The following is a 12,544-nucleotide window of genomic DNA, read 5'->3' on the forward strand; positions in this document are numbered from 1 at the left end:
AGTATGATCCACCAAAAAAAGAATATGTTAGGCGGAGTTGCTGTTAAACTATTTAAATGTTCTGAACAACTAAAGCAATCGGAGTAGAGCGGCAGCCGCCTGCCGCAGAACTGGAGAGCGTAAACTCCCCAACTGAGACCTCGTTGCCAGTATGAGTGGCGTTAACCATCTCATATTAGTAAGGTGTAAATCATGGGTTGAAATACAACCCAAATCAAAAAATTATTTTTCTAATTTGTAACAACGTTTGTACCTTAAAATAAGAAAAACACCTCCAAGGAATCTTCCACATCTTACGATGCGGAGGCGTTCACTTGGAGGTGTTTCGATGACTTGTTTCATTAGCGTTCGTACTTAGGGTGTTTATGGGGACAACGTCCATAACCGCCACTGGCCCATCTGGACGAATACGATCCAGGCGAGGATGAATGTCAGGCCGATTGCCACCGTCTCAACGACGGCGGCGCTTGATTTGCCTGATCGCATGAGCGGAATGCATAGCTTCCACGGCAGCGGAGGCAGGAGCTGAACGCCTCGTTTGGACAAGGCGTCAGCGAGAAGGTGAAGCAAATACGATATCCCGCCGGCTTGCCAGACGCCGGGATTGTCATTCGCCATCCAGTAGAGGGCGAATGTCCATAAGCCTGTCGCATACAGCGTATGCGTGAAGCCGCGATGCGGCACTAGTGCGCATACGACGAGCGTCAGTCCAGCGGCGGCAAGCCGCGGATCATAGAGGACGCCGCCGACCGTTAAAGCCCCGCCGGTAATGAGCATCAGCAGCTGGCGCAGCCAGCGGGTGGAAGCGAAGGCAGCTAGCCCGACAACGGCGCCCGCCCCCCAGTTCCATGGGTACTGGGTACGCGTGAACCAGACTGCTGCTGCTGCTGCGAGCAGCAGGACGATCTGCAGCACGCGAATTGCGGGCTTCGGGAATGTCCGATTGGCGAGCAGGCCATTGGGCTCGTCGAGATCCGGCAGCAGGCTGCCAACCACAGCTGCAATAGCAGCTGCGGGCGTCAATGAAGTGTGAAGTAACGCGGTGACAGCCAGAGAGACGCCGGTGCTAATGACAAGATGCGAGGAACCCTTCAAACGGCGCACCGCCTTTCTAATTGTTACGAATAGAGTTGTTCTAATTGTAGAGCATTCTTAGTGAGTGTGCAAACATATGTTTGTATTTTGGTCAACTCGCTAAACCCAGGCGATGATGGGCGTGCCGAATCCTGAAGCTTTATGCGCCATGGCATTGGCCAATTTCCCCCGAAACTGAACAACCCAATCCGGCTCATGGTCCCACTTCTCTGCCGCAGTTCGCAGGCAACGCACATAGCTGTACAAGTTAGCGAAGCGGCGGCATTTTTTGAACGCAAAAAAAACCGCGAGGCTACGCCTGCGGTTTCTAAGTTCCTGTAGGAGCGCGGTCACCTTAATCGAATGAGTTGATTGATTAGCCCGGCGTTTCATGCCGATCACTCCCTCCGATTGTGCGTTGCCTTCATCATATACTAAAATGATAGAGTGTGGCATTAATTTCTATATATGGTTAGATGGATATAAGGTGTTTTCACTATCGCTATCGGAGGTCGACTATTCGTTGCCGGATTCAATTATATGGGTAGAGGATGAATTTAAGATATTAGAAGAAGGCAAGGCCATGCTTGAGAAAGAGGGGTTTGCCGTTCGAGGGTTTCAATCGTTTGAAGAAGCAAAGGATTCGCTGGCGGAAGGGAGTGCAGATATCGTAATTCTCGATTGGATGCTTCCTGGCATTTCTGGCTTGGACGCATGCAAGTGGATCGTGAATACGTTCGGCACTCCAGTCATTATGGTGACGGCAAGAAGCGATGAGTTCGACAAGGTGCTCGCGCTTGAAATCGGAGCCGACGATTACATGCCCAAGCCGTTCGGGATGCGGGAGCTAACCGCGCGCATACGGACCGTATTGCGGCGCAGCCGCAAGGCGCCGGTTGAGGCGGGCCCAAGCCCTGTCTTGTCGTTACGCGAGCTAACGATTGATACGGAAAAGCATGAGGTTCGGCTCCGGGGTGAGCTGGTGCCGCTCACGGCAACGGAATATAAGCTGCTTCTAGCGATGGCTTCCTGCCCCGGACGGGTGTTTACACGCAGCCAATTGGTTGAATCTTCAATGGGAGAAGCGTATTTTGGCTATGAGCGTACGCTCGACTCCCATATTCGCAACCTGCGGAAGAAGATTGAAGCGGATCCGAATAACCATGAATACATACTGACGGTCTATGCGGTAGGCTATAAATTTGGCGGGTCTGGGTTATGAAAGCCGAGTATCGAACAATTATCGCCCGGGCGCTGCTAGTTGCTGTCATCATTGCCTTCTTGGCTGGCGCAGCTGTATCTGTGCTGGTGCTCTATTTGAAACATCATGAACAAGCCAAGGAACAGGCGCTGCTTATCGCGCTTTGGCGCAATTATTTATATGCCTACTATAATGCTGCTGGCAATTGGAACAGCTTAGGGGATCAATTCGAGACCGTTATGGCCGGAGCGAATGCGATTCAGATTGCCCATTTTCATTTGGCTGATGCTGCCGGCCAATTGGTCTACAACTATGATCTTCGTGCCATTACCCCAACGTTACTGGCAACGCATGAGCCAATTCTCGTCCAAGGGCAGATTGTTGGTTATTTCGATCTAGCGTGGGCTTCCAAATCGGCCTATAGCGTGGCGATATGGATTTCATTGCTCGCAGTATTCATCGTATTCCTGCTCGCCTTTCCGCTTTTATACCGGTCTGCAAAACGCAGTTGGGCCCAGCACCAGCAGTTAACGCATATATTGGGCAAGCTGCAGCAGCCAGAGGCCGCATTTGATCTGGCTGCGGTAAACGCAATTCATAATGAAGCGTTGCAGAGCCGGCTAATCGAGGTTGGAAACTACATCCATAGGCTGGAAACGGTGAGAAGGCGGATGGTTGCAGACATCTCCCATGAGCTAAGAACGCCGATTAGCGTTATGAGGCTCGTCATCGAAGGTGGATTGGAGACGAATACTGCCATCTCTATCGAACAAGCCTGCAGCCTCCTCGAAGAACTCTATCGGATGTCGAGGCTTGTGCAGGATTTGCAGCAGCTGTCGTTGGCTGAGACGGGCAACTTAACCCTGCGCAAATCATGGATATCAATCAATGAGCTTATCGAAACAACGGTGAGTTCCCTGCTGCCGGGCATGGAAGAGCAACAGGTGATGGCATTTCGCAATCTTAGCAAAAACGTATCCGTGTATGTCGACCCGGACCGGCTCCAGCAGGCGTTAATTAATTTGCTCGGCAACGCGCTTCAGCACAGCAGGGGGACCATTGAGGTGCGCCACTCGCAGGACGAAGCGAACTTCTTTATTGAGATCGAAGATGACGGGATAGGGATAGAGGAAGATGAGCTTCCTTATCTATTTGAAAGGTTTTACCGCAGTTCAGGCACGGATAGGCATAACGGCTTCCGGGGCATGGGGCTTGGCCTCGCCATTACGAGAGGCATTGTGCAAGCGCATAAAGGCATGATCAGCGTGGAGAGCCGTTGGCAAGCAGGCACGACCTTCCGAATCTCGATGCCTATATTTACGGAATGATGAAAATCTGCTATCGTGCTAGCCTTAGGGCGAGCGAATGGCAGATTTTTTGCGTTAACATGCAATCTGCACAAGATCTGCAGAATTTGCTGATCAAATCTCGAGATTCGCTTGTTAAGATAAACGTGTTAAGTAATTGGGCAAATGATCCAATACATCAATGATGTTTGCGAAGGAGCGCTTCGATATGATAAACGTACGACAATTATGCAAAACACACGGGGCAGGGAATGCGGCGGTAAAGGCGTTGAAGGAGGTTAGCTTCTCCATCGAACAGGGTGAAATGGTGTCGATTATGGGAGCTTCCGGATCTGGCAAAACGACGCTGCTCCAAGTGCTATCTGGCATCGACCGTATGGATTCTGGAGAGATTTGGATCGGCGGCACGCCGATTCATGAACTAAAGGATAATCAGCTTTCGGAATTCCGCTTAAAACATATGGGCTTTATTTTTCAATCCTATCATCTCATTCCGGTGTTATCTGCAGCCGAGAATGTAGTCGTGCCGCTTCTCGCCAGAGGCGAGACGAGGAAGGCAGCGAAGGAAAAAGCGGCAATGGCGCTGCAGCAGGTCGGCCTTGGCGACAAATTGGACCGGCTGCCATCCGAGCTTTCTGGGGGGCAAAATCAACGGGTTGCGATTGCGCGCGCCATAGCCGGAAAACCAAGCGTCATTTGGGCAGATGAGCCGACCGGGGCGCTCGATAGTGAATCGTCAGCACAGATTATTGGGCTGCTCAGCATGTTGAATCAGTCGTTGAATACGACGGTTGTTATTGTGACGCATGATCCGAATGTGGCGAAAGCAACATCGCGGACAATCGTTATGAGCAATGGGAGAGTGATGGGTGGCGCCGGGCAGGAAGCAGGGGCTTTCCGCCATGCTTAGGTCAAGCCTAACGTGGAAGATGGCCGCCCTCCATCTGCGCAGGCAGTGGAAACAGGCGCTCCTTGCAATTATTGGCGGCAGCATTGGCGCGATTTTAATCGGACTATCTTTCTCCTTCTATTACTCGCTTGTCCATAGCGGCGACATGTACATAGAAGCACATTATGGCGCAATCGATTGGGAGCTGCAGCCGGACGGTTTGGGTTCGAACCAGCGGGAGGACCCCTTCTCGAACTCCTTCTCAAGCGAGCAAGCTGCCGAAATCGAAAAGCCATTGCATAACATGGCGTATGCGGTCCTTCCTATCGTCCGTTCTGACGTTCAAGCTAAGCTGGCCGCAGCGGGCGGCAATACAAAAGAGGGAATCGTTATTCCCCATTTACAGCTGCTCGGCTTTGACCCGGAGCGGGCGGCTGGGATGGAGCGAAACCAATTATTATGGTCGCTGCCGCTAAAGGATGATGACCTCATTATTGATCAGCCGACAGCGGATCAATACGGCATTGCGAATGGCCAGATTGTGCAGCTAACTGATAAAGGCGGAAAGCATTATTTGTTTCGTGTACACACGGCTAAGGAGCAGGGCTTAACGGGCTATCGCCAAGGAACGAACCAAGGGACGGCAATTGTTCAACTTAGCATGGCTAGGAAGCTTATTGGGCTGGCTGAGGGGAGATTTACTTCTGTTTTAGTTGCAGGGCCGCCTGTGGATGGGATCAATAGCGTGTATCCTGTGCCGCAATCAAAGAGAGACTTCTACCGGATGGAAAGCACGAAGCAAGATGCCTATAGCAAAATTCAAGATCTAAGAAGCTCTTACGGATTTATTTTTGTTTTGCTTGCTGGCGTTGCTAGCATTGGGGGCTTGTTGTTGCTCGTCCAGCTTTTAATGATGCAAGCAAGGTCACGCTCAGAAAACTATGGGATTTTGCGGGCAATCGGGTTATCACGGAACCAAGTAAGAGGACTATTTGTATCCGAATCATTCATGCTGACCGTACTCCAATCAATGGCGGGATCGCTAGTCGGCATAAGTGCAGGCTTAGTGCTTATTAAATGGTACGATGCCCGATATGGCGAAATGCTGGAGCACATCTCAGGCATTGTGGTTCCAATCCAGCCATACTTATCGTGGATAACCGTGCTTGAAGCGTTCGGCGCTATTATGTTCTTCCAATGCGCTGTTACGTTGATTGCGGCCTGGGTGGTTGGCAAGCAGGGCATCCTGCAGCTATTGGGCAAAGCTCCCGTATCCAAGCGGACGCACAGGTGGAGAAAAGGGTTGGATGCCGTCATAGTTGCTGTCTCGCTGCTCATTATCCTGCTGCACTTGTACTACGCGAACACGGATGCAGGCGTTAATTTGCTGCAAAGCCCCTCATTTATTTGGGTAAACTTAATCTGGTTGTTCGCTTGCTTTGCGCTCGTTCATCTAGCGATTCGATTCATGGCGTATTGGATACCCGCACTGGGAGCAGTGATGAGGCGGCTCGGTTGGCCGGAAACCGCCTTCTTCATGGCATCGCGTTATCCGAAACAAGAGCTGAAGCAGACGTATGCCGTAACCCTATTATTTAGCCTAATTGTATTGGCCATCACGTCGACCGTTATGATTACGGCCTATCAGAATCAATATAACGATGTGGATAAGACGAACCAGGCGATTCTGGGCTATGGGGGCCAATTGCCGTACAAGACGGAGCAAGAGAAGCAGCGGTATCTTGCTGTTGTCCAGCGAGATCCACTATTAGCTTCTTCTATAGCGAGTGTGGCCGACGTTGAAACCTATCAGCTTACGACAAGGGTGGGGGCAATTCCGAACGCAGTATTTCCGGTAACGGAGCAGCTGGTTAGGGAGGGGGATTTGCCGCTTGTTGCAAGGTCAACGGCGTACGCTAACGATCAAGAGGCTTGGACGGCAGTAAGCCGTGACAATTCTGCTATCATTTTGGATGAACGTTTCATGGAGAATAACACGGTTAATCTATATAAAAACGATCAGCGGAGGTATCATGTCGGGCAAAAAATAACGTTCCCGGTGTATGAAAACAAGCTGCGCAGCCTTACAGAAAAGCCGGTGCCCGTCACCCAAAAGACGTTTACGGTTATTGGGTTTGCCAGAGGAAACGCAGAGAAGTCGCTTTCCAACCAGTTTTATAACGCCACCTTCGTCAGCCGAAGCGTATTTGATGGATTAAAACCTTACGGATATAGCCATACAGAGAATAAGAACAAAGGTTATTTGCTGTTAAAGTTTGATTATAAAAATGTGGGGAAGGCACGAGCGATAGAGGGAGCATTGCTGAACCAGGGCATCAAGAATGGCATATTCCCGTACCTTCAAAACGGCTCCAAAAACGTGATGAACCAACAAATGGCCCATATTTTTATTGGGTTCATGGCCTTTACGGCGCTCATTGCGGTGTGTGGGCTAGCGATTATTCAAATGCGCGCGGTACAGGTTCGGTCGAAGCAGATTGCCATGCTGCGATGCATCGGCCTATCTAACAAGCTCTTGGTCCAAATGTTTCTGCTTGAAGGCTTCTTCATCAGTGCAGTAGGAATATCCATCGGTGCTGCGCTTGGCTCAACCGGCGGGTACATGTATCTTCGTGTCCTTAAGCTGAGTGCAATTTCGGCCCATCTGCAGGAAATGCCTTTCAACTATCCACAGGGCACTATTCTTGTGATCGTGGTTGGCATTGGCATGATCGCGGTGGCTATCAATTGGTTCCCAGCGAGAAAGGTGCTGGCCATCGCACCTGGTGAGGCTATGCGGGAAGCTGCTTAGCGAGGGCTCGTTTATTCGGCAGCGATAAGCTTTTCTTGATTACCGAGACCTGATCCTGCGGTATAATACACCATATCGTGTAACGGGGAAGGTAAGATTAGGTTGTATGAAGACGAATAGGGATGAGAAGGGCCGAAGCCGCAAAGCATGGAGCGGAGCACTCCTGTTGGCTGCTGCGATGGTAGTGTCGAAGCTAATCGGCGTATTGCAAAAAATACCGCTGCAAAACTTGGCTGGTGACCGGGTATTCGGCATTTATAATGCCGTTTATCCACTCTACCAACTGCTGCTAGTCGCAGCGACGGCCGGGCTGCCGCCGGCTGTAGCAATCGTCGTCGCCAGGCGGCTTGCCGATGGAGATCTTGCAGGCGCAAAGCATGCGAGGCACGCTGCGCTCTGGCTGCTTGGCGCCAGTGGCGCGGCTGGCTTTGCACTGCTTTGGCTCAGTGCGCCATGGCTTGCGGAAGCGATTGGCGATGAAGAGGCAAGGGGCGCGATTCGTTCAGTTGCTGTGGCGTTTTGGTTCGTGCCCGTATTGTCGGCCTTGCGCGGGTACGCACAAGGCATGAATGCGATGCAAGCATCTGCGGCTTCACAGGTTGCGGAGCAGGCGCTGCGCGTCGGGGTCATGGCAGCAATGCTGGCCTGGGGCATGTCGCAAGCTTGGGGAGATGCGGGCATCGCCGCAGGTGCAATGGCGGGGTCCGCCGCGGGTGCGGCTGGTGCGCTCCTTATGTTGGCATGGAGCCAACGACGCGGGCGGCAGCCGAATGGGCTGGCCGGTCAACCGGTTGTTGTTAGCGGGCAGCGGGACGGGGATGAAAAGGCGCGGATAGGGCTGTTGCCGCTTCTGGAGGAGATGCAGTCGCTCGGCAAGCTCGCTTTGCCGATGGCGCTTGGCGCGGTTGTTGTGCCGATGGTTGCCGTCGTAGACGCATTCATGGTGCCACGGCTGCTGATTGGCTCGGGCTTGTCCAGCGCAGAAGCAATGGCGCAATTCGGTGCGTATGGCCGGGGCCAGACGCTGGTGCAATTGGTTGCGATGGTGGGCGGCGCAGCCATATCAGCCATAGTGCCGTCGCTTGCACTTGCGCGTTCGCAAGGCAACTGGCTGGAAGCAAGGGAACAGGCGGGCTTCGCGCTGCGTGCCGCATGGTGGCTCGGCGGTGCAGGGGCGGCAGGGATCGCCTTGCTTGCAAGGCCGATCAATGTTATGCTGTTCGCCGATGACCAAGCGACAGGCGTATTCGCGCTCGTCGGCTTGACGGCTCTGGCTGCCGCCGTTTCGGCTGCAGCGGCTGCCGTGCTTCAAGGCTGCGGCAGCCTGCGCCTGCCGGCGCTGCTGCTGTTCGCCGGCGCAGCGGCCAAGGCCGTGCTTAACGCTGCGCTCGTGCCGCGCTACGGCATCACCGGCGCAGCCATCGCCGGCCTCGCCGCGCTCACAGCCGCTGCCCTTGCTGCCGCTTGGGCAGCCCGCGCTGCGCTCGCTAGCGCGAGCGCCGATGGCGGCGCGCATGGCCGCGCCGCCGCAAGCGCGGCTGCGCCCGATGGCGCAGCTGGCACCGGCGTGCCGCCGGCGCGCTCAGGCGCGGAACGCGCCTATAGCGCTGCGCAGCCTAGCGGCAGCAGCGCAGGGCGCAGCCCCGCCGCCGCCACGTTCGCGGCGGGGCTGCGCCTGGGCTTCGCGCTCGCGTGCATGGCCGCGGCGCTCGCCTTGGCCGAGCGCGGCATGCGCGCGCTCGACGGGCTGCCGCCACGGGCGGCAGCAACGCTGCAGGCGCTGGCCGGCGTAGCCGTGGGCGCCTGTGCATTTGCCGCCGCGCTGCTGCGCTGCGGCGGCATGGACGCGCGCCAGTGGCGCGCGCTCCCGGGCGGCGAAGCGATCGCCGCCCGGCTGGGGAAGCTGCGGCTGATCCCGCGGGCGCCGCAGCCCGAAGAACTTCGGAAGCCGCGCGAATAGCGGCACCGGTACGATGAGGAGGAACAATCGATGACGACGCAGTCCCGATTGACCGTCGTCGGGCTTGGCTCCGGCGATGCGGATCAACTGACGCTCGGCGTATGGCGCAGATTGCAAAATGCTTCGCGCTTGTTCGTTCGAACGGAGCATCACCCAATGATGGCTTTATTGCGGGAGAATGATATCGCTTATGAATCGTTTGACCGATTGTATGAACAGCATGACAATTTCCCAGACGTGTACGAGGCAATCGCCACGGAACTGGTTAGCCTAGCATTAGCGTCATCCAACTCCGAGCTTCCAGAGGGATTGGCAGCGCCGACCCATGCCGCCATCTCATCCAATCCTGGCATCGTATATGCGGTTCCGGGCCATCCGATGGTAGCGGAGCGTGCTGTTCAGCTGCTTCGCGAGCGTTGCGAAGAGGCAGGCGTAGCGCTTGAAATATTAGGTGGCGAGAGCTTCTTGGACCAAGCATTCGTCCGCTTAGGCTTTGACCCCATCGAAGGATTCCAGTTGCTCGATGCGGTGGAGCTTCAACCATCGCTTTTGCAGCCGCGGCTACATACCGTAATTGGGCAAGTGTACGATACGTTTACTGCTTCCGATTTGAAGCTGACGCTGATGGAACGGTACCCGGATGACTATCCGGTCGTCGTTGGCCATGCGCTCGGCGTGCAGGGCGAGGAGCAGATTGCGCATATACCGCTGTATGAGCTTGATCGAATTGATGGTTACGGCAACCTGTCCTTGGTATGGATTCCACGCTCCACAGACGAATCGTTGCAAAATCGTTCGTTCGACCGGCTGCATGAAATTGTCTCGATTCTTCGCAGCCCAGAGGGCTGCCCTTGGGATCGTGAACAAACGCATCAGTCAATTCGCAAAAACTTTATCGAAGAGCTTTATGAAGCGCTTGAAGCACTCGATAACGACGACCCGGACGGCATGCGCGAGGAGTTTGGCGATGTTATTTTGCAGGTGATGCTGCATAGCCAGATGGAGGAGGAAGTCGGTTCCTTCAGCGTATACGACGTCATTCAGACGTTGAACGAAAAGCTTATTTTCCGCCATCCGCATGTATTCGGCGACCGCGATGCCAATAACAGCGAAGAAGCGCTGGGCAACTGGGAGCAGATGAAGGCGGAGGAGAAGGCGCGCAATGGCACGGATAAGGACCGCAAATCCCAGCTCGATGGCATTCCCCGCGACTTGCCAGCGCTGATGACGGCTTACAAGATTCAGAAGAAGGCGGCCAAGGTCGGCTTCGACTGGGACGATCTTGGCCCGGTGCTCGCGAAGATCGAAGAAGAGCTGGGCGAGCTGCGCGAAGCGGCGTCCAGTGGCAGTGATGACGAGAAAATCGGAGAGCTGGGCGACCTTCTGTTCGCTGTCGTTAACGCAGCGCGATTCGTCGATGCGGACCCAGAGGAAGCGCTGGCTCGCACGAATGCAAAATTCAAACGAAGATTCTCTTATATTGAAGAGAGGCTTCGTATAGAAGGCAAAACTTTTGACCAAACTGATTTAATAGAAATGGACCGATTCTGGGAGGAAGCCAAGCGGCAAGAATAGTTCCCTGTTCGCCCCTATTCGCTAAAAACCGGCGCTATTCTGCATGATTCGCAAATTTTTTTAATTAATTAGCAGGATTTATTTAGCACTAGGCAGAAATACTAGGGAGCCAAACGGCAACAACCGCCCGCAACGCATCGACGTCCGGGGCCATTTCTATGATTCTGACTGACGAACTATAGGAGGCAATTACTAATGAACAAAACGGATCTGATTAACAACATTGCAACGAAGAGCGGTCTCACGAAACGTGATGTCGAGGCTGTCCTCAATGGCTTCCTCGGTGAAGTAACGGACGCGCTCGCAAGCGGAGATAAAGTGCAACTCATCGGTTTTGGCACATTCGAAACTCGTAAGCGTTCCGGCCGCACGGGCCGTAACCCGCAAACGGGCAATCCGATCGAGATTGCGGAATCCAAAGTCCCTGCATTCAAAGCTGGCAACAAGCTGAAGGATGCTATCAAGTAATTTATGCGTCTAGACAAGTTTCTCAAAGTATCGAGGCTGATCAAGAGGCGTACCGTCGCGAAGGACGTATCCGAGCAGGGGCGCGTCTGGCTGAACGGCCGAGAGGCTAAGCCTAGCAGTACGGTAAAGCTTGGAGATGAGCTAACGATTCAATATGGGACGAAGCTGGTAACGGTTCGCGTTGAGCGGCTAGCCGAATCGACCCGTAAGGATGAAGCTGGCGAGCTCTATACTTTGGTGAAAGAAGAGACACGCCAACCAGACGAGAAAGTCTGGGAATAATACGGAGAGACCGTTTCGCCTACTGGCTTCATAGCTGGCAGGCGAAACGGTCTTTTTTGTGTTTTTATGAAGAGCCTCCACATATGCTGATCCGTATAACGCCACTGGCCTATCCGCAAATGATGTGCCAATCATCCAACAGCACGCTTCATTATATAAGGCTTGCCGTGGGAGGCATGCATAATGCGCGGACCGCGATAGCCTCTTCGGCGCAGCTCCCGCTGCAAAACGAGCAGGAATGCGCCGTGCGACACAAGGAGCACACGTTTTTCCCCGCCATACCTCATGAGTTGGTCCGCTAGCGCTGCTGCACGCGTTCTGGCTTGCTTCTTGGACTCCGGTTGTGATTGATGTGACGCATACCAAGCGGCTCTTGCAACGGCAGCCCATAACAGCAGGGGCAGCCGCAAGCGCGTGTTCCAGAAAGGCGCCAGCTCAATTTCACGCAGTTTATTCGTAAAGACAATGCCGCCTTTTTCTCCATAAATATGCTGGGCAGTGGCAACGGCCCGCCTCATATCGCTTGATAGGCAAGCATCCCATTCCGTTGCCCCCACTGATGGGAAAGCTGGCAGCTTTACTGCCGCACTGTTATACCTGTCGCACCAGCCAGCGAACTGCTCAGCGTCACATCGCCTGGGCCGGAGCGGCAACTGCACGGGATAGTGCCGTACCAGTCCGATGGTGTGTGGCAAAGCATGAGGCGCATGTTGCCGGCTTCCGGGCAGATTGCGTTCTTTTTTTAATCTAATCTTCGCGATTGACGCGAAAACTAACCGTAATCGGCTGGGCATGACCACACATAACCTCCATATAGGGCTGATAAATATAGTATACAGATCGGATATTTTATAGCCAAATTTTATGCGATATGCTAGCATTAAAAAGTAGTAAAATATTACTAGTTTTATATGCGCTAATTGTAAGAATTCCCCAACAGACACCATTGCATACGTGCATACATTTATATCACTTT

11 protein-coding genes are annotated in these 12,544 nt (G+C 53.7%); 8 read left to right on the plus strand and 3 right to left on the minus strand.

The window, feature by feature from the left end; all coding sequences use genetic code 11:
* Positions 1–363: 363 nt before the first annotated feature.
* Positions 364–1,095: a metal-dependent hydrolase gene (locus GON22_RS18825; RefSeq protein WP_160397661.1), complete on the minus strand. Its 732-nt coding sequence runs from the start codon at positions 1,093–1,095 to the stop codon at positions 364–366.
* A 99-nt stretch (positions 1,096–1,194) separates the two neighbouring features.
* A complete protein-coding gene (locus tag GON22_RS18830) occupies positions 1,195–1,467 on the minus strand; it encodes a hypothetical protein (protein ID WP_160397662.1) in 273 nt (90 codons plus the stop codon).
* A 130-nt stretch (positions 1,468–1,597) separates the two neighbouring features.
* On the opposite strand from GON22_RS18830, the gene GON22_RS18835 reads away from it, so the two are divergent.
* From GON22_RS18835 to GON22_RS18870, 8 genes are all read left to right on the plus strand, one after another.
* A complete protein-coding gene (locus GON22_RS18835; RefSeq protein ID WP_237179242.1) occupies positions 1,598–2,296 on the plus strand; it encodes a response regulator transcription factor in 699 nt (232 codons plus the stop codon).
* Positions 2,293–3,603 (plus strand): sensor histidine kinase, encoded by a 1,311-nt coding sequence (locus tag GON22_RS18840; protein WP_160397664.1) that lies wholly within the window; start codon positions 2,293–2,295, stop codon positions 3,601–3,603. The genes GON22_RS18835 and GON22_RS18840 overlap by 4 nt, the downstream gene beginning before the upstream one ends.
* Before the next feature lie 187 nt (positions 3,604–3,790).
* Positions 3,791–4,492, plus strand: a complete 702-nt coding sequence (locus GON22_RS18845; protein ID WP_160397665.1) for an ABC transporter ATP-binding protein — start codon at positions 3,791–3,793, stop codon at positions 4,490–4,492.
* Positions 4,485–7,283 carry an ABC transporter permease gene (locus tag GON22_RS18850; RefSeq protein ID WP_160397666.1) on the plus strand — a complete coding sequence of 933 codons (2,799 nt, stop codon included), beginning with the start codon at positions 4,485–4,487 and terminating at the stop codon, positions 7,281–7,283. Before GON22_RS18845 ends, GON22_RS18850 begins: the two co-directional genes overlap by 8 nt.
* Positions 7,284–7,389: 106 nt before the next feature.
* Positions 7,390–9,243, plus strand: a complete 1,854-nt coding sequence (locus GON22_RS18855; protein ID WP_160397667.1) for an oligosaccharide flippase family protein — start codon at positions 7,390–7,392, stop codon at positions 9,241–9,243.
* Between the two features lie 30 nt (positions 9,244–9,273).
* The gene (gene mazG / locus GON22_RS18860; RefSeq protein ID WP_160397668.1) at positions 9,274–10,818 is read left to right on the plus strand and encodes a nucleoside triphosphate pyrophosphohydrolase; all 1,545 of its coding nucleotides are present in this window, start codon (positions 9,274–9,276) and stop codon (positions 10,816–10,818) included.
* Positions 10,819–11,013: 195 nt separating this feature from the next.
* On the plus strand, positions 11,014–11,286 hold the full coding sequence (locus GON22_RS18865; protein WP_006038139.1) for an HU family DNA-binding protein: 273 nt from the start codon (positions 11,014–11,016) through the stop codon (positions 11,284–11,286).
* A 3-nt stretch (positions 11,287–11,289) separates the two neighbouring features.
* Positions 11,290–11,568 carry an RNA-binding S4 domain-containing protein gene (locus GON22_RS18870; protein WP_160397669.1) on the plus strand — a complete coding sequence of 93 codons (279 nt, stop codon included), beginning with the start codon at positions 11,290–11,292 and terminating at the stop codon, positions 11,566–11,568.
* A gap of 131 nt (positions 11,569–11,699) precedes the next feature.
* Here GON22_RS18870 and GON22_RS18875 read toward each other — a convergent pair whose 3' ends face one another.
* Entirely contained in the window at positions 11,700–12,362 is a 663-nt protein-coding gene (locus GON22_RS18875; protein WP_160397670.1) for a histidine phosphatase family protein, read from the minus strand.
* Positions 12,363–12,544: the final 182 nt, after the last annotated feature.

It is taken from the genome of Paenibacillus sp. MMS18-CY102, from assembly GCF_009789195.1.
In the GTDB taxonomy this organism is placed as follows: domain Bacteria; phylum Bacillota; class Bacilli; order Paenibacillales; family Paenibacillaceae; genus Paenibacillus_T.

Bases quoted from the DNA above. Each gene is read 5' to 3' on its own strand.
- GON22_RS18830 (WP_160397662.1), bottom strand. From the start codon at position 1,467: ATGAAACGCCGGGCTAATCAATCAACTCATTCGATTAAGGTGACCGCG.
- GON22_RS18840 (WP_160397664.1), top strand. From the start codon at position 2,293: ATGAAAGCCGAGTATCGAACAATTATCGCCCGGGCGCTGCTAGTTGCT.
- GON22_RS18845 (WP_160397665.1), top strand. From the start codon at position 3,791: ATGATAAACGTACGACAATTATGCAAAACACACGGGGCAGGGAATGCG.
- GON22_RS18850 (WP_160397666.1), top strand. From the start codon at position 4,485: ATGCTTAGGTCAAGCCTAACGTGGAAGATGGCCGCCCTCCATCTGCGC.
- GON22_RS18855 (WP_160397667.1), top strand. From the start codon at position 7,390: ATGAAGACGAATAGGGATGAGAAGGGCCGAAGCCGCAAAGCATGGAGC.
- mazG (WP_160397668.1), top strand. From the start codon at position 9,274: ATGACGACGCAGTCCCGATTGACCGTCGTCGGGCTTGGCTCCGGCGAT.
- GON22_RS18865 (WP_006038139.1), top strand. From the start codon at position 11,014: ATGAACAAAACGGATCTGATTAACAACATTGCAACGAAGAGCGGTCTC.
- GON22_RS18870 (WP_160397669.1), top strand. From the start codon at position 11,290: ATGCGTCTAGACAAGTTTCTCAAAGTATCGAGGCTGATCAAGAGGCGT.
- GON22_RS18875 (WP_160397670.1), bottom strand. From the start codon at position 12,362: ATGCCCAGCCGATTACGGTTAGTTTTCGCGTCAATCGCGAAGATTAGA.